15 protein-coding genes are annotated in these 18042 nt (G+C 57.4%); 5 read left to right on the top strand and 10 right to left on the bottom strand.

All coding sequences use genetic code 11. The features are described 5' to 3' along the window. Nucleotides 1–7 precede the first annotated feature (7 nt). Nucleotides 8–583, bottom strand: a complete 576-nt coding sequence (gene efp, locus JAO32_RS09065) for an elongation factor P (RefSeq protein WP_334239582.1) — start codon at nt 581–583, stop codon at nt 8–10. Nucleotides 584–665: 82 nt separating this feature from the next. Here efp and mutM point away from each other — a divergent pair, with 82 nt between their 5' ends. Continuing rightward, complete coding sequence (mutM, locus tag JAO32_RS09060; protein WP_334239581.1) at nt 666–1481, top strand: bifunctional DNA-formamidopyrimidine glycosylase/DNA-(apurinic or apyrimidinic site) lyase; 816 nt, start codon at nt 666–668, stop codon at nt 1479–1481. A 1-nt stretch (nt 1482) separates the two neighbouring features. Here mutM and JAO32_RS09055 read toward each other — a convergent pair whose 3' ends face one another. Next, the gene (locus JAO32_RS09055) at nt 1483–2058 is read right to left on the bottom strand and encodes a thiamine phosphate synthase (protein ID WP_334239580.1); all 576 of its coding nucleotides are present in this window, start codon (nt 2056–2058) and stop codon (nt 1483–1485) included. A gap of 108 nt (nt 2059–2166) precedes the next feature. On the opposite strand from JAO32_RS09055, the gene JAO32_RS09050 reads away from it, so the two are divergent. After that, a complete protein-coding gene (locus tag JAO32_RS09050; protein WP_334239579.1) occupies nt 2167–4674 on the top strand; it encodes a glycogen/starch/alpha-glucan phosphorylase in 2508 nt (835 codons plus the stop codon). On the opposite strand, the gene JAO32_RS09045 is transcribed toward JAO32_RS09050, so the two are convergent. From JAO32_RS09045 to JAO32_RS09030, 4 genes are all read right to left on the bottom strand, one after another. Next, nucleotides 4671–5825, bottom strand: coding sequence for a serine hydrolase domain-containing protein (locus tag JAO32_RS09045; protein WP_334239578.1), 1155 nt, complete (start codon nt 5823–5825; stop codon nt 4671–4673). The two genes, JAO32_RS09050 and JAO32_RS09045, sit on opposite strands and share 4 nt — an antisense overlap. Nucleotides 5826–6148: 323 nt before the next feature. Beyond that, the gene (locus JAO32_RS09040; RefSeq protein WP_334239577.1) at nt 6149–6814 is read right to left on the bottom strand and encodes an OmpH family outer membrane protein; all 666 of its coding nucleotides are present in this window, start codon (nt 6812–6814) and stop codon (nt 6149–6151) included. Between the two features lie 188 nt (nt 6815–7002). Next, nucleotides 7003–7929, bottom strand: coding sequence for an ROK family protein (locus JAO32_RS09035; RefSeq protein WP_334239576.1), 927 nt, complete (start codon nt 7927–7929; stop codon nt 7003–7005). A gap of 193 nt (nt 7930–8122) precedes the next feature. Then, complete coding sequence (locus JAO32_RS09030; RefSeq protein WP_334239575.1) at nt 8123–10024, bottom strand: M2 family metallopeptidase; 1902 nt, start codon at nt 10022–10024, stop codon at nt 8123–8125. A 502-nt stretch (nt 10025–10526) separates the two neighbouring features. On the opposite strand from JAO32_RS09030, the gene JAO32_RS09025 reads away from it, so the two are divergent. The 3 genes from JAO32_RS09025 to JAO32_RS09015 all read left to right on the top strand — a co-directional run bounded on the left by JAO32_RS09025 (nt 10527) and on the right by JAO32_RS09015 (nt 13675). After that, complete coding sequence (locus JAO32_RS09025; protein ID WP_334239574.1) at nt 10527–11534, top strand: hypothetical protein; 1008 nt, start codon at nt 10527–10529, stop codon at nt 11532–11534. Nucleotides 11535–11559: 25 nt separating this feature from the next. Further along, nucleotides 11560–12087, top strand: a complete 528-nt coding sequence (locus JAO32_RS09020) for a GNAT family N-acetyltransferase (protein WP_334239573.1) — start codon at nt 11560–11562, stop codon at nt 12085–12087. A gap of 343 nt (nt 12088–12430) precedes the next feature. Continuing rightward, complete coding sequence (locus JAO32_RS09015; RefSeq protein WP_334239572.1) at nt 12431–13675, top strand: hypothetical protein; 1245 nt, start codon at nt 12431–12433, stop codon at nt 13673–13675. 305 nt (nt 13676–13980) lie between these two features. Here the strand turns inward: JAO32_RS09015 and JAO32_RS09010 are convergent, their stop codons facing one another. The 4 genes from JAO32_RS09010 to coxB all read right to left on the bottom strand — a co-directional run bounded on the left by JAO32_RS09010 (nt 13981) and on the right by coxB (nt 17991). Further along, on the bottom strand, nt 13981–14373 hold the full coding sequence (locus JAO32_RS09010) for a cytochrome C oxidase subunit IV family protein (RefSeq protein ID WP_334239571.1): 393 nt from the start codon (nt 14371–14373) through the stop codon (nt 13981–13983). Between the two features lie 77 nt (nt 14374–14450). Continuing rightward, complete coding sequence (locus tag JAO32_RS09005; RefSeq protein WP_334239570.1) at nt 14451–15200, bottom strand: cytochrome c oxidase subunit 3 family protein; 750 nt, start codon at nt 15198–15200, stop codon at nt 14451–14453. Nucleotides 15201–15280: 80 nt separating this feature from the next. Next, a complete protein-coding gene (locus tag JAO32_RS09000) occupies nt 15281–16942 on the bottom strand; it encodes a cytochrome c oxidase subunit I (RefSeq protein WP_334239569.1) in 1662 nt (553 codons plus the stop codon). After that, a complete protein-coding gene (coxB, locus tag JAO32_RS08995) occupies nt 16939–17991 on the bottom strand; it encodes a cytochrome c oxidase subunit II (protein ID WP_334239568.1) in 1053 nt (350 codons plus the stop codon). The genes JAO32_RS09000 and coxB overlap by 4 nt, the downstream gene beginning before the upstream one ends. Nucleotides 17992–18042: the final 51 nt, after the last annotated feature.

Genomic DNA, 18042 nt, shown 5'->3' with positions numbered 1-18042 from the left:
AACAAACCTAAACGCGGCCCGCAAACTCCTTCGATTCCGGTGCCACCTTAATCTTGTCGCCCTCTTTCACAAACGCGGGCACCTGCACCGTCACACCGGTCTCCAGCTTCGCAGGTTTGTAAGTGGTACCCGTCGCAGTATCGCCCTTGAAGCCCGGCTCCGTTTCTGTCACGACAAGCTCCACATGAACCGGCAACTGGATACCAATGGGATTGCCCTCGAACTTCTCAATCTGTACCGCGAAGCCTTCCAGCAGCCAGTCCAGCGCATCGCCCAGGGTTTCGTTGTTCAACTGCAGCGTCTCGAAGCTGGTCTGATCCAGGAAGTAAGCGCCATCGTTATCGCTGTAGAGGAAAGTCGCCTCCACATCTTCCAGGTCAGGTTCCTTAAACTTGTCGTCGGCCTTGAAAGTCTTATCAAAGACTGCGCGCGTCAGCAGATTGCGCATCTTCAAACGCACCAGCGTCTGTCCACCACGCGCGGTAGGCGTGGAAATTTCCTTATCGAGACAGTGATAGGGCACGCCCTCCAGCTCGAAATACATCTTGCGCTTTACGTCGATGGCCTCGATCAGTCCTGCCATATTGCTTATCTCCCAAATGCTTAAAAGCCATATCCAGCATAGCGGAAGCGAAGATTCTCCTGCTGGCGTCTAATGGTCTGGTATGCCCGAATTACCCGAAGTCGAAACCGTTGCCAATGGCGTAAACGAACGTGTGCGCGGCGCGCGCATTGATGCCGTCACCATCGGCCCGCACAAGGAACCGCTGAAGTCCACGCCCTCGCACATCGAGGAAACGCTCACCGGCGCCAAAATCGAGCACGTCCGCCGCGTGGGCAAGACCATCGTGATGGACGTAAAACAACGCAATCGCAAGCCCGCGCAAGCCACCATCCACCTCGGTATGACCGGCCGCCTGCTCGTCTCGCAACGCGATGTTCCCGTGCCACCGCACACGCACGTAAATCTGCATCTGCACGACGGCCGCGATCTGCGCTTCGTCGATCCCCGACGCTTCGGACGCGTAGGCATCGTCGACGAAGGAACCACCTACGAAGGCCCCGGCAAAGAGCCGCTAACTATCTCCGCAGACGACTTCGCCGCACTATTCGCAGGCCGCAAAACAGCCATCAAAGCTGCGCTGTTAAATCAATCGCTACTACACGGCGTGGGCAATATCTACGCGGACGAAAGCCTCTTCCGCGCAGGCATCCGCCCCACACGCCACGCAGGCAAGATCAAACGCGCAGAACTCGACAAGCTGCACGCCTCACTGCAAGCCGTGTTGAACCACGCAATCAAACTCGGCGGCTCCTCCGTCAGCGACTACGTCGACGCCGACGGCGTCCGCGGCTTCTTCCAACTGGAACACCGCGTCTACAGCCGCACCGGCGAACCATGCAAAGATTGCGGCAAACCCATCGAGAAAATTGTCGTAGGCGGAAGGTCAACCCACTTCTGCAAACACTGCCAGAAGTAGATCAGGCAAACAAGCGAATCCCGGCCACACCCGCAGCGCCAGCATCTAAGCACGCCTGCGTGTTCTCCTTCGTCACGCCACCCAACGCCAGCACCGGAATACCCGCAGCAGCCCCACACGCCTCGCGCAGTGCATCCAGCCCAACACCTTCTGTCACCACTTCCCCACGCAAACGCTTCTCAAACACAGGCGCAAACAGGATTAGGTCTGCAAACTCCGCAGCGCGGCGAACATCACTGATGGTGTGGCATGAAACGCTAACAATCAACCCATGATGCGACTGCAGATTCTGCGAAAACGTCGTGGAAGACAAATGCACACCATCCGCTCCGGCCCACTGTGCCAGCGCTGCGGTTCCGTTGAGCAGTAGTTTCGTCTCTCCACCGCCATCGCGAATAGCCTGCATCAAGGACCGCGCCAGATCCGCCTGCGCCGCCTCTCCCAGGTCCTTCTCGCGCATCTGGATATAGTCCACGCCCTCGCTTGCCAGGCGCGCCACTTGCGTAATCAGCGCGTCCTCGCGCGATCGTTCATCGCCTGGAAACATCTGTCTGTCTGTAATCGCATATCGCAACATGACTTTCACGATACGTCGATTATGAGCCGTTGCGCACGCTTTCCGGTGACCTTCTCGCGTTCCGTGCATCCCACATAAGACAGACCCTCGTGCAGGAGAGCCTTACCCATGTCATTTCAGGATCAGGAAGCGCCGCGCCCACAGCAGTACCAGCCGGAGCAGCAGGCGCAGACGCATCCCAACGAAAACCGCGCCGGGACCTCTGCGAAAGATCTGGAAATTTCCTTCCGCAATCATATGACCCACACCGTGGGCCGTCCGCTGGAAAACAGCAGCGTACTTGACCAGTACCATGCGCTGTCCGCCGTCGTACGTGACCGCATGATGGATCAATGGCTGGAAACGATTGAGAGCTACAAACAGCGCAACGTCCGCGTGCTCGGCTATCTCAGCGCGGAATATCTCCTTGGCCCGCATCTTGAAAATGCGCTAATGAATCTCGAACTGAGACCTCAAATGGAAGAGGCGCTCAAGAACGTCGGGCTTGACCTTGCGACCATCGCCGCGGAGGAGCCTGAACCCGGTTTGGGTAACGGTGGCCTCGGTCGTCTGGCCGCATGTTTCATGGATTCGCTCTCCACTCTGGACATCCCTGTTCTTGGCTATGGTCTGCGTTATGAATTCGGCATCTTCCGTCAGAAGATCGTCGACGGCTGGCAGGTAGAAAAATCCGACAAGTGGTTGCAATACGGTAACCCGTGGGAGATTGCCGCATCCACCAGCTATGAAGTTTGCTTCTTCGGCCACACCGAAACCTACAACGACGAACACGGCCTGCTGCGCCATCGCTGGGTGCCCGAGCAGACAGTAAAAGGCGTCCCGTACGACACGCCCATCCCCGGCTATCAAACACGTACCGTCAACCGCCTGCGCTTATGGAAAGCTGAAGCCGTGGACAGCTTCGACCTTGGCATGTTCAACAGCGGCGACTACATGGGTGCCGTGCGCCAGAAGATGGAATCCGAAACCATCAGCAAGGTACTGTACCCACCCGACGAACAGATCCAGGGCAAGCGTCTCCGCCTGATGCAGCAATACTTCTTCACCTCATGCTCACTGCAGGACATGTTGCGTCTACACCTCCTGCGTGGCGAACAGCTGAACACCTTCCACGAGAAGTGGACCATCCAGCTTAACGACACACACCCTTCCATCGGCATTCCAGAACTGATGCGCCTCCTCATGGACGATCACAGATTCCCCTGGGAAGACGCATGGAATATCACGCAAAAGACATTCGGCTATACGAATCACACGCTGCTGCCAGAAGCTTTAGAGCGTTGGCCGCTTGAGCTTTTCGGCAACCTGCTACCGCGCCATCTCGAAATCATCTACGAGATCAACGCACGATTCCTTGCTGACATGCGCCTGCGTTATCCCAACGACGACGCGCGAATGCGCCGCATGAGCATCATTGGTGAAGAAGGCGAACGCAGCGTGCAGATGGCAAAGCTCGCCGTCATAGGCAGTAAAGCCATCAACGGTGTCGCGGAGTTGCACACGCAACTGCTGGAACAGGACACACTGCACGATTACTACGAGACATTTCCGGAAAGATTCAGCAACAAAACGAACGGTGTCACTCCGCGTCGTTGGCTCATGCTCATCAACCCAGATCTGGTGGCACTCATCAACGAAACCATCGGCACGCGGTGGCACAAGGACCTGTATGGCCTGCGTGGGCTGGAGCATTTCGCAGACGATAACAACTTCCTCATTCGCTGGCGTCAGGCGCAGGAGGGCTGCAAGAGCCGACTCGCAAAATACATCTCGCAGAATCTCAGCATCGCGATTGATCCTGCATCCATGTTTGACGTGCACGTCAAACGCATTCACGAGTACAAGCGCCAGCATCTGAAGGCGCTGCACATCCTATCGCTCTACTGTCAGCTCAAAGCCGGAACGCTGAAGAATCCCACGCCCACCACGTATCTCTTCGGCGGCAAAGCTGCCCCCAGCTACACCATGGCAAAACTCATGATCAAGCTGGTGTGCAGCGTCGCGGATATTGTGAACAACGATCCCGTGTCGCGCGACGTAATGAAGGTAGTTTTCTTACCAAACTATTCGGTATCGCTCGGCCAACACATCTATCCCGCTGCCGATCTCTCGGAACAGATCTCCACCGCAGGCAAGGAAGCCAGCGGCACAGGCTGCATGAAGATGATGATGAACGGCGCTGTCACTCTGGGTACGCTCGATGGCGCAAACATTGAAATCCGCCAGGAAGCGGGCGAAAACAACTTCTTCCTCTTCGGACTCACAGCTCCACAGATTGCGGAGACACTGCAAACCGGCTACCACCCGCGCGCATACTACGAGAGCAATCCGCTCCTGAAAGAAGTGTTGGATGGCCTTTCCTCAGGCCGTTTCTCCAAGGGTGACCGCGCACTCTTCGCACCGCTGGTGGATAACCTGCTGACCTGGGATCCATTTTTCGTGCTGGCTGACTTCGAAAGCTACGACACCGTTCATGCACAAACAAGCGACGTCTATCGCGACGCAAAGGCCTGGGGCCGCATGTCCTTGCTGAACACAGCACGCTCCGGCAAGTTCTCCTCAGACCGCACCATCCGCGAGTACTGCCGTGACATCTGGAAATTGCCCGTAAGCTAACGTTCCGCGTCCACTGCCTGCTGCACCGTATGCCAGAAGGCAGCGCGGACCTTGCTGCGCTCGCTACCGGTGGCCTGGTCCCAATCTCCCAGCATCACCACCACCAGTTTGCGCTGTGGATCAATCAGGATCGATTGCCCAAAGATTCCCAGCGCCGCAAAACTGCCGTCGGGCTGTGGCCACCAACCATAGCCATATGCTGCCCCGCCAGCCTTCACCTGCGGCTTCGTCGCCTCCGCAAACCAGCCCTCGGGGACCTGCACTCCGCCACCGTCCAGCACCCACAATCCCAACCGACCGAAATCACGTAGCGAAGCCGACAGCCCTGATCCGCCAAACTCCGCGCCAGCCGGGCCCGCATCACTCGCAATCCATGTAGCATCCTGCTCCATCCCCGCATGGCTCCAGATGGCGCCGGACAACTGCGCGGCAAGCGTCTTGCCCGTTGCGCGACGCAACAGCACCCCCAGCAGGTCCGTCTCGCCCGTGTTGTAGTGCCAGACTGTCCCCGGCGCGAATGCACGCGGCAACGTCCGCATGTATTCCACCGTCGTGTCTTTACCCGGAGTCACAGCCGTCGTGTACAGGCGGACATTATCCGCATCCGCCGAGGTGTAGTTCTCATTCCAGCGAACGCCACTGGTCATGGTCATCAACTGCCTGACCGTCACGCCGTCATAGGCGCTGCCCTTCATCTCCGCCAGATACGCCGTCACCCGGTCATCCAGCGAGCGCAGCTTGCCCTGCCGCAACGCCACACCCACCAGCGTGTCCGTAACAGCCTTCGTCATGGAAAAACTGGTCCAGTGCCCCGCTCTGGTCAACCCAAGACCATAACGCTCATTCCGGACGCGCCCATCCTGCAACACCAGCACCCCAGCCAGATGCTCCGTCCGCATCAGGTCGCCAACCTGAGAATCCGACAGCAGCAATTTGCCAACCGGCAGCGGTCGGACGACCGCTCCCCGCACCACCCGGTGCACCGGAAAGATGCGATCCATGTGCGCAAAACGATCGTCGCGCTGCTCCTGCGTCCAGGTCAGATCTGCCGCCAAACGCTGCCCAACCGACAATTCGGACGGCTCTTGCGCCAGTCCATTAGCAACCGCAAATAACTCCACAAAAATCAGAATGACAAGCGAAAATTGCACGAAGACTCCTGAGGAAGCCTGTGGGTGATCTGTGGAAAGCGTTCCTCGTACTCACAGAACTGTAACTTTTGCCACAGATCGGATGCAATTTCAGCATCCCGTATAAACCATCTGTTACGTGCAGCTTCCACGCAAATTCTGACTGGTGGTGAACAGGAGTAACGGCTCGGCGTGCAAAAGTGACTTATCCTGCCGCTCGTCTTCCACAGTTTTTTCCACAGGGAAAATGCCTCTATACGAATAATTTGCAGCACGCTTTCGGGCAGCAAAAACGGGGAGCAGAACCCTCGTTCTGCTCCCCGTCGGTAGAGATTGCTTCGCGATTACTTCGCGGGTGTCTTGGTAGCCGGACGCGGAGTCGACGAGCGAGGCGCTGCCGAAGCCGGGGTGGACTGTACTGCCGGAGCAGCAACGCCAGCCTGAGCGTTGTACGCTTCGATTACTGCGCGGGTAACGTCGGTCTTCTCGGCGGCCCACAGAACGTTGCTCTGCTGTCCGCTGACATCCAGCAGCAGGGTGAAGCCATTGTCAGAAACATACTTCTGCATCACGGCGTTTACCTTGCCGGCAATGCGGCCATAGGCTTCCTGCAGATCGTTCTGGTAGGAAGCCTGGGCATCCTCACCGTCGCGCTGCAGTTGCTTCTGCTTCGCGTCGATGGTGCGCACGCGGCTCTGACGGTCCTCGTCAGAGAGGGTGGTTGCGGCCTGGAGCTGCTTCTGCAGGCTTTCCACTTCCGTCTGCTCTGCCTGAATCTTGCTCTTCTGGGGCTCGTACTTCTTGCCCAGGGCGGCAATTGCCTGCTGGCCTTCGTTAGTGGCAAAGACAGCCTGTTCAAAGGCGATCAAGCCGACCTTTGCCGGAATGGCTTCGGGCTTCACTGCAGCCGGCGCTGCCGGTGCGGGCGAGGCCTGCGCGAAAACAGCGGGAGAGGACACAAGAGTGATGAGGCCGACGGCGAGCGTCGCAAACTTCGAGACACGGTTCATGAGATCTGGTAAAGCTCCTTGGGACACTTGAAAGTCCGTCGAAGGCCCGACGCCGTGGAAGCGGTCGCCGTTAGCCCTTGCCGCGGTGGCCGTGGTTCCCGAAGACGCACCAAAACGGGGCGTCCGGGAGGTCGCGCGCAATGCACCGATTATATCCCGCACTGTTCCTTCGCGGTCAATCCGTCGGATTACGCCGCTGCCGTCGGCACCAGCGAAGCCGTCCGCCCAATCACAGCCGCACCCGTCACCACAGTCTCCGGGTTGTGCGGATGGATCTCCACAGAGAACGCCTGTAGGGGGCTCAAACGCACCATCTGCTGGATGTAATGGTTCAACAGCGGCAGCTCCACAAACCGAACGTTGTACCCCGTCAGATAGAACTTGCCCGCACCACTCACATGGATGGAACTGGCCGTTCCCGCTGCCAAAGCCTTATGCCACAGCTTCTTAAACTCAATGCAGCGCAAGTCGCCCTTGTCGGCCGCTTCAAAAACATCCTCCGGCTCCATGTCCAGAAACCGCAGACGCATCGCCCGGTGGCCCATGATGCCTTCCATGTGGCCGCGCCCGCCGCACCCGCAATAGGTTTCGCGATCATCCAGCGTCACCACCGTGTGGCCGCCTTCGCCGACACCCTCAACCAGCGGATAACGACCGAAACCAATACCCGTGCCAATCGTCCACACGCGAATCATCGTGTCCAGCTTGCCCTGCTGATGCGCCAACCCCGCAGCCACGGCGTCAGCATCATTCACGGCAGTGACTGGAAGATCGATGCCATGCTCCTTCAGCAAATGGCAGATCTCCGCCACAATCCGCGCGCCCTTCATCTGCGGCAGGTTCGGCGAGTCCTCCACCACACCATGTCGCACCAGTCCCGGCAGCGCAACCCCAATGCCCGTGAACTGCGCATGCGGATTCGCCTTGATCACGGCAAGAACCTGGTCGCACAACGCCGCAATCAGATGCTCGCGTGGCATCTCTACCAGTGCGTCTTCATACAACTCATCTTCCGGGTAGGAATGAATACGATCCAGCGTCCCATCCGGCCCCAGAAGACCGGCGATGATGCGCTTGGAAAGAACAACTCCGATGGTGCATGCCTGACCACTCATAACAGCAACCTTTGCTTTCCCGGCATCGCTGGCCCCAAAGGAAACATGAAGAAATCAAGGGGTGAAAAGCAGCAGGTGCCGTGCCGGGGATTATCCGCTGATAAATAGATCAGACGCAAGCAAAAAGCAGTCGGATGCTCCGCCAAGGTGCAGCATCCGACTGCCAAAGGTCCGCATCCTGAGAAGTAAGCGTTTACTTCGCTGCGGCGTTCTGCTGCTTCAGCCAGTTGTATAGCGGTGCGAAGTACTCCATCATCGGCCCGGCATCCAGGTGATCGCTTCCCGTCATCGTCTTCAACGTCTGTTGCCACGGCTGCGACTGCCCAGCCATCAACATCGCGTTCAGCTTATCGCCCGCAGCCTTCGATCCATAGAACGAGCAGCGATTCAGCGGCCCCTTATAACCACTGGCATCACACATCGCCTTGTAGAACTGGAACTGGTAGATGCGAGCCAGGAAGTAACGCACATACGGCACATTCGCCGGCACGTGCATCTTCGCACCCGGATCGAAGTCTGCTTCACTACGTTCCACCGGCGGCGCCACACCCTGGTACTTCTCACGCAACTGCCACCACGCCTTGTTGTAATCCGCTGGCTTGATCTCGCCGCTGAACACCTGCCAACGCCACGTATCCAGCGCCAGCGCAAAGGGCAGGAACGCAATCTTGTCCAACGCCGTGCGAAGCTGCAACGGGATGTCCGCTTCCGCAGGCGGCTCGCTCTCTGCAAGACCAATCTGCTTCAGATACGACGGCGTAATGCTCAGAGCAATGGCATCGCCAATGGCCTCATGAAAACCATCGTTCGCACCACCGCGAAAGATCATCGGCTGCTGGTTATATGCACGCTGATAGAAGTTGTGCCCCAGCTCATGATGCACCGTGGTGAAGTAGTCGTCATTCACCTCGATGCACATCTTCACGCGCAGATCATCCACCTGATCCACATCCCACGCACTCGCATGACACACCACATCACGATCTCGCGGATGCACAAACTGCGACCTCTCCCAGAACGTCTTCGGCAACGGCTGAAAGCCAAGCGAAGTGAAGAAGCTCTCGCCATACTTCACCATGTCCTTGGAAGCAGCCAGATGCGATGCCTGCACCGCGTCCGCTCCCTTCGCACACGCAGCATCCGTGCTCTCAGCAAGACATTGCAGATACAGCTTTGCTGAAGGATCATTCGCCGTAATCTGCCGCGTCAGCGCAGCCTCGAGATTCACCGGCTTAAACTGCGACAGCTTCGGATCCGTCGGCGCAACAACGTCATAAATATTGCCCCACTCCTGCGCCCAGGTATTCCCCAGCAACTGCGCGGGAATCATGCCATCCTTGCGATCCGCCGCTGCACCATACTTCGCAATCAGCCGATGCCGCACGTACGTATGTAGCTCGCGGTAAAGCGGCTCCAACTGTGCCCACGCGCGATTCACCTCCGCCGAAAACTGCGCAGGCGTCATGTCATAACCGGCACGCCACAGATCACCGGTGTCCTTGTATCCCTGCTCCTTCGCGCCAATGTTCTGCAACTCGATAAAGCGTTCGTAGTCCTTACGCATGGGCGTGCCGACGTTATGCCATCCCACCCAAACCTTTGTCAGTGCATCGGCATCGCGTGTCTTCGCCATGAAGGTATCTACGTCATCCACGCCCATGCACTTACCCGCGGCATCGCAGTACTTGCCCTTGCCATACGCGCCCGTAAGCGATGCCGCCAGCTTTGTCTCCTCCGCCAGCAGCTTCGGATCATGCGGCGCAGCAGGCGCTCCCACCTGCAACAGCATCATCTGCCGACGCATCTCCGCAGGCAGCGTCAGCTTGTCAAAGCGATGACTCTCCGCAATCAGATCCAGCGACAGCTTCGACGACTGCTCATTCAGCAGCGCCGTCGTCGCCTCACTGTCTTCATTGATGTACGTCTCTGCCAGCCACTCCGCATGGCTGCCATCCGTCGCAGCTTTAAACAGCGCGGCATTCGCACGATCCAGAAACGCCTTCGCCTCTGCAACCGTCGGAGGTGCAGTAGAAGGCTTCTGAGCAACAGCGGAAACGGCAATCGAACAAGCTAAGAGAACGGCGGGAATGCGCATGCCGGAAGTCTACAAGAAAGGACACATGACAAAGACTCGCAAACTGCACGGGTCTTTCTGAGGGAGGAGCTACGCCTTTGCTTCAATTGGGCCGTAAAGAGGGACGGCCAAAGACAGGTGATGAAAGAACGTTCCAGGGTTGGAATACAACGAAGGATCACCGCAAGCAACAGCCGTACTGTCGCGATTAAACCTCTGCCTTACCAGAGAAAGTAGCGACAGCACACGGAATCATCATCATGGAGATAAACGCGACGGCAACAATCAGATCATGCATAACGGTTTCTCACTTCCTGAGAGGGCTGCCCTCTCTGACAAGATGAGAATCACGCCAAACAAACACCACTCGCCATTCACCAAAAGCAGCCTGCGGGAATCCTCAGCGGCATACGTCATAACCCGCCACGCACGCGCACATACCACCTATGGGTAAGGGATATCATCAAGAGGTCCCAGGCATCCATGCTGCCGCGCCACGATCCCCCGAACGAGGCTCCCCATCTTGCGATCACTTCTCCTCGCCTGCGCTTCGCTGGCAATATTCCTGTCGTCACACGCGCAAGCCATCGACAGTGATCATGACGGCTTGTCGGACACCTTGGAAACAGCACTCCTGCAGCAATTCGCACCAACCCTAATGGTCAGCACAGGAGACTGCTCCGTACTCCCCGCTCGATTCATACCCGGCATCGCAATTCCGATCCCGGAGGTCGATAACGGCACACTCTACGGGCAGGCCACACCACGGCGCGTCCATGGCCAAAACGCCATTGAATTGCACTTCTACCATCTGTGGCGCAGGGATTGTGGGCGCCTGGGACACGCACTCGATACGGAACACGTGGCAGCACTGTTACTGCCCGAAGGCAAACAGCACGATGATCCGACAACATGGAAGGCGAAGTTCTGGTACGCGGCTGCGCATGAAGACACAGTCTGCGATGCCAGCCAGGTGATCCGCGCCTCCACGCTGCACGCAGAACACGATGGCGCGCTGATATGGGTGTCCGACGGCAAACACGCATCCTTCCTCAACGCCGAACTCTGCAATCGCGGCTGTGGAGGCGATGTCTGCCGCAACAGCTACGCGGCGCCACGCCTCCCTGTGGTGAATCTGGGTGAGCCGGGCGCTGTGACGAATGGCGCTATCTGGATGACCTCAACACAATGGCCACTCATGGATAAGGTAAGTCGCACCGACTTCACCGATACCCGACTGCAACGCCTGTTGCGACTCCCCGCAACGGATGTGGCATGGGCCAATCCTGAAAAGCGCCCCGCGCAGGGAGCCATTCTTGGCGGCAATGCCGCAATCGACGGCGCACTCACAGGCGCCCGCTCCACAGACACAGCCATCGCGATTGCAGGAAACCACACAGGCAGCGCCTTGGGCACGGCCACTCATGCAACAGGTCACGCGTTGTCACGCTCGTTTCATGCGGTTGGTAAAGCGCTCGGAGCATCTTCACCAGAACCAGCAGCGGCAAACGAACCAACAAAGAAACAATAGGTCGTGGAAACGATATCCTTAACAGATGAGTGAGACTTCGTTCACCCTGCGTCAGTGCGGCCCCGGCGACGAACAACTTCTTTCACTGGTCGGTGGCGCCAGCTTTCTGGAAGCCTTTGCCGACGTGCTGGATGCCAACGACATCCTTGCCCACTTCCACAAAAACCACTCGCCGGAGATGTACGCCAAGTACATGGCCATGCCCACTGGCCGCGTCGCCATCGCAGAAGTGCCGCCGGGCAATGCGCCCGTGGGTTACATCATCTGTTGCGAGCCGGACTTCCCCATCGAAACGCGCTCAGACGATTACGAACTCCGCCGCATCTACCTTCTACACCGCTTCCAGGGACTCGGCATTGGCAAGGCACTGATGGACCGCGCCATCGAATACACCCGCGAACTCGGTCGCAAGCGCCTGCTGCTCGGCGTCTACGGCAAGAACCACGCCGCCATCCGCTTCTATGAAAAAGCAGGCTTCACACAAATCGGCGAACGCTTCTTCACCGTGGGTAGCACCACGCATCACGACGCCGTCATGGCACGCAAAGTATGACGAATCACCGCGAAGGGCAAGCCTTTGGCATCGCGACGCTCTCGTATCCACCGAAATAAGCAAGAGGCGATGGAACGCATCGCTCTCAGCGATTGCCAGCATGACACCTGCGTCATTCCCTATATGGAACCGGAGCACGTACATTTCTTTGCCTCTGTTCCATAAAGCGCTATCGACTTCTTTATCGTTAGGAATACAAAGTTGCAGTCAGCTCAAGACACATGGGCTGGCTGCAATGACGAATGTCTTGTACTAATTTCCTTGCTTCCCTGATGGGGAGATTGCTGCCGTTCTTTTCCCGGATTCCATTTCATTTGCCTGATGATCCGTGGAGAACAAGACCATGCTCAATCGAAACATCCTCATGGTGGCCGCAGCGTGCGTCCCCCTCGTCCTGACCGGCTGCAAGACGGAAACAACAAACCATCAGCCCCCTATCGTTAAAGCCACGCTGCCTGCAGTTGCAGTGCCCGCACAGGCTGGTGCGGTCCAGGGGAAAACAGAGAATTCTGACGCCTTCATCTGGGAACTGTTCACGCAGTTCACCGCTCCTGCATCTCCCGGCAGCGCATCGCCTGTCGAGTTTGAAACCTGGGCTTCCGATGCGGACACCTTCACATCGCATCCGCACTGGCCCACCACAGTAGAGCCAATGCGTTTCCATACCAGCGTTCTGCAACTGGCCAAACGCGGCGAAGCAGCTCTGGTACCGCACGCACTTTCAACAGCCTTCATCGATGTGCCATGCGGCGGAAATCCGCCCACACCTCCTCCGGGCGCTGGGACGGGCGGCTTTCCCACCACCGGAACGCCAACACCGTGCATTGCAGAACAGGTATCCCGCAACCGCACAAATTACAACGACATCGTGAACAACAATCTCAACACGCAGGCCGGACGAGCTGCGGCCTATAAGGCGGGCAGGGATGTTGAGATGGAACCGAATGCCATGGCCATCAAGGGCGACTGGGTTCCACTACCTACGCTCCTCCAGTGGATTCCTTCACTGGGAAGCCTCGACAATATTCGGAAGCAGTACTACACCACAACGTCAGGCAAGACGGAATACGCGCTGCTCTCAATCCACGTAGCAAGCCGACAGAACCCTGACTGGGTATGGGGATCGTTCGAGCATCAGATGAATCCTGGCAGATGCGATTACATGGGCTGCTTCGACACCTTTGGCGCAGTGAAACCCACCGTGATGCCCAATCGCACCACGTTCAATGCTGGATATGGAGCCTGCGAGAAGACCCCGGCGTTGAAGGCCATGATGCAAAAGGCAAACCTGTCACCAGTCTGGGATAACTATTGCCTCAAATCGACCGAAGTCGATTTCACTGCAGCAGACGGCACCCCCTACGCGTTGGGCAATTCGGTGATTGAAGGCATCGTGGGCAACGGCACTGTGGCTGCGTCGTCCTGCATCTCCTGCCATGCATACGCGTCCTTCGGTGTAACAGGCGCTCCCACAACCACCGCCACAAACGTCCTTCCCTACAACCCGGTTGGCAAAACCATCCCAACTGTCTTGTCTGGATCAAAGACCTTCGCATTCAATTGGGGTCTGCTGACCCAACAACCCTGAGAACGCCTCAGCAGTATCGACAGACTTCGATTTGAAATTGGAAAGGGGAGCTCATGCTCCCCTTTCCTCGCCTCACGTCGAATATGCGATACAGCCGACGACGATACAGCCGATGTATAAATCGAAATTCCGATAGTGAAACGTATTGCATGGGCGCAGCTTTAGTTGCACCAGCTACCGAAAGGAACGCGCAGTCAGAAACCTTCTCTCAGCGCGAATCAAGCCATCTCTTCATGAACACCAAAAGCAAAAGACACATGGCAAGCCATGTGTCTTTATGTAGTCCGGAGTCTAAACGCTGGGTCTTACCACTGACCCCATGCACGCGAGACGTAGTCCAGCAGGCTCATGAACACAAGAATCAGGAACGTGAAGAAGCCGGCCGCAACCGTCAGCTTCACCAGTCGCGAGCTGTACTTCACGTGCATGAAGAACAGAACCACGAACACAGCCTTCGTCACAGCGATGCCAATGGCGATGGGGGCGTTGAACGGTCCAAGGTTCACCATGGACGCGCCCACGGTCAGCAGCGTGCCCAGCATCAGCACGCCAAAGATCATGCCGTAGACGGCCGGGCTCACAATGTGATGAGCAACGTGCTCCGGGTTCGTAACGTTGTCCGGGTCGTGCACATCCAGGTTATGGTGCTGTGCGTCGACGGGCGTCAGGTTCTGCGATGTTGCCTGGTGGTCGCTCATGCGCTTCCTTTTACTGCAATCTCTTCGGTGTTACTGGGCAGACATACCGTCTGCCCTTATCCATTATTTAGCCGAACTCAGTGTCGGTTAATCAGATAGAGGAACGGGAATAGGAAGATCCAGACAATATCGACAAAGTGCCAATACAATCCGAAGTTCTCAATGGGTTGGACATACCCTGATGTGTACAGTCCGGTACGAGCCTTCCAAACCAGAACGAACAGGATGGCGATACCAATGATCATGTGCAGGGCGTGAACACCCGTCATAGCGAAGTACAGCGAGAAGTAAATCTGCGTCTTGTTCGCCATGTCCACGGTCAGCGGCTTATCCAGGCTGCCCTTGGGCGGGTTCACAAAGTCCTTGATGTCAAACGAAGCGCCCGGAACGTGGTGCTCCACAAACTTGTCGTGGTACTCAACGGTCTTGATGCCGAGGAAGACAAATCCCAGCAGGATCGTGAGCCACAGGAAGAGCTTAAGCTTCTTCAGATCACGAATTTCTGAGGAATGCACCGCCATCGCCATGGTGAACGAAGACGAGATCAGCACGATCGTGTTGAGCAGACCCAACGGCATGTTCAGAGAGTTGGAAGCGGAAACGAATGCTTCGTAGTACCAGTTGCGATACAGCAGGTACGCGAAGAACAGACCGCCGAAGAACATGATTTCCGTCAGCAGGAACAGCCACATGCCAAAGCTGGCAGCTTCACGCTGCTGTTCCGCCGTCTCGAAGTGGTGCTTCTGATAGAACGGGTGCTCATGCACGTCATGCGACGGATGGATCTCCGGCTCCGGCGGATGCGTAATGGTCGAAGCGATCGACATCGAATACCCTCTCGTACTGCGTAAATCTTGTGTTGCCCGGGCTGAGTTTTTACGCTGCAGCCCGATGGATCAAACTCTGTTTAGCCAACGTGCTGCAGTTCGCGTTCCTGCTTCTTCGCCAGCCACTCGTAGTCGTAAGCTTCCTGCGTCACGATCGGAGTTTCGGTAAAGTTCTCCGTCAGCGGCGGCGACTGAATCTGCCACTCGAGGCCGGTAGCCTGCCAGGGGTTCGAACCTGCGATCGCGCCATACTTCAGCGACCACGCCAGGTAGAACAGCGGCAGCATATAGCCAACACCCAGAACCGTAGCACCTGCAGTCGACAGCACATTCAGCACCTGGTACTCAGGCGGATACGCTGCATAGCGGCGCGGCATACCAAGGTAGCCAACCACGAACTGCGGGAAGAACGTCAGGATGAATCCGATGAAGGTCACCACTGCGGCGAACTTCGAAACACCTTCCGGATACATGCGGCCGGTCATCTTGGGCCACCAGAAGTGGATACCCGCCAGGAACGCCATCAGCATGCCGCCCACCATCACGAAGTGGAAATGCGCCACAACGAAGTAGGTTTCCGTCAGCATCACGTCCATACCCAGCGAGCCAAGGAACACGCCCGTCAGACCACCGATGGTGAACAGACCGATGAAGCCGAACACGTACAGCATGGGGGTCTCAAACGTGATGGAACCCTTCTGCATGGTGAACGCCCAGTTGAAAATCTTGATAGCCGAAGGAACCGCAACGAGCATGGTCAGCAGTGAGAAGACCAGCGCGGAGTAGTTCGACACACCCATGATGAACATGTGGTGAGCCCATACGAAGAAGCCAAACACCGCAATCGCCACCGAGGAGAACGCCACAGCCGTGTAGCCGAAGACGCGCTTACGGGTGAAAGTGGAGACCACTTCCGAGATCACACCAAAGCCGGGCAGAATCATGATGTACACGGCGGGGTGCGAGTAGAACCAGAACAAGTGCTGGAACAGCAGCGGATCGCCACCCTTGGTCGGGTCGAACACGCCGATACCAATCGTGCGCTCCAGAGCCACCAGAACAATCGCAATCGCCAGAACCGGCGTACCCAGAACCATCAGCACCGAAGCTGCATAGTTCGACCACACGAACAGCGGCAGACGGAACCACGTCATGCCCGGCGCACGCATACGGTGCACAGTCACGATGAAGTTCAGGCCGGTGAAGATCGACGAGAAGCCAGCGATGAAGATACCGGTCGCAGTCGTCGCAACGTGCGTGTTCAGGTAATGCGTGGAGAGTGGCGTCGTAAACGTCCAACCCGTGTCCACACCACCCAGCACCAACGTGGTGATAACGAACACGCCAGCCACCATGTACAGGTACCAGCTCAGCAGGTTGATCTTCGGGAACGCAAGGTCCTTCGCACCGATCATGATCGGCAGGAAGAAGTTGCCCAGCGTTGCCGGAACCGACGGCACCAGGAACAGGAAGATCATCACAATGCCGTGCATCGTGAACATCTTGTTATAGGTGTCAGCGGCCATCAGATCGCCGGCCGGGGTCAGCAGTTCCAGGCGGACCATGCCCGCGAAGAAACCACCAATGAAGAAGAAGAACGTGATGCTGAAGAGATACAGCAGTGCGATCCGCTTGTGATCCGCGGTCAGCAGCCAGCTCAGCAGGCCATGCTCGGCGTTGATGTAGTTCTTCTTCGGCAGCGTAGCCGTGCTCTGATCGGGGAGCGAGATGATGGTACTCATTGCGTCACCTTCTGCGAAGCCACGGGTGTGATGGGCGCCGCGTCATCGGACTTGGACGTGTCCAGCGTCTGCTGCACACGATAGTTGGTCTTCAAACCCTTGATATATTCCACCAGGTCGATCAGGCCTTCTTCGCTGATCTGCCCCTGGTATGTCGGCATGATCGGCTTGTAACCGTAGGGAACGTGCTGCGAAGGATTCAGGATCACATCGCGGAGGAAGCCATCCGTGGCCACCTGCTCCGTGCCATCGTCCATCTTGATTTTAGACCCGTAAACACCAGCCAGATTCGGACCGGAGGCAGTCGCATTGCCCGAGTGGCACGAGATGCAGCCAAGCGATGCAAAGAGACGCTCGCCGTTCTGCGCAAGGCTCATACCGCTGGTCGACTCTTCCGTCCACTTCTGGTAATCCGCCGGATCCATGACCGTAATCTCGCCGATCATGCCCGAGTGCAGCGTGCCGCAGTACTGCGTGCAGAACAGGTGGTAAGTACCCGGCTTGGTCGCATTGAACCAGACCGTGGTGTAACGACCAGGGATCACTTCACGCTTCACGCGGAAGGCCGGGATCGAGTACGAGTGGAACACGTCCTGCGAAATCATGGTCAGCTGCACCGGACGTCCCGAGGGAACGTGCAGCGCGTTGATCTCGTGCTGGCCGCCCGGATGTTCCGCCTTCCACATCCACTGCTTGCCCACCACGTAGACCTGCATCGCGTCAGCAGGCGGGTTGTAGATGCGGAAGTACAACCAAGCGCCCCACACGAACACAAACAGGAAGATACCCAGTGGAATAATCGTCCACGTGGCTTCCAGCAGCGTGGAACCTTCAATCTGCACTGCCTCCGGATGACGCTCCTTGCGGTAGCGAATGGCGAAGGTAAGCACAAGCGCACCCACCAGGATCACGCCCACCACTGTCATCAGCCAAAGGAAGATGTAAAGCGCGTCCGCCCAGGGCGCAATCGTGGAGGCCTGGTCGGGCCAAAGCGCCGAGCTGGTGAGCCATTTGGTTAGGAACTGCCAAAGCACTGGACTGATCTGCATCGTTGGCCTTTATCTCTTCCTGTCCGTTCTCTCGTTCGGGTCCTGCGGTCT

Origin of the sequence: Terriglobus sp. ADX1, from assembly GCF_036877645.1 — a bacterium.
In the GTDB taxonomy this organism is placed as follows: Bacteria; Acidobacteriota; Terriglobia; order Terriglobales; family Acidobacteriaceae; genus Terriglobus.
This window is presented reverse-complemented; position numbering and strand designations above follow the sequence as displayed.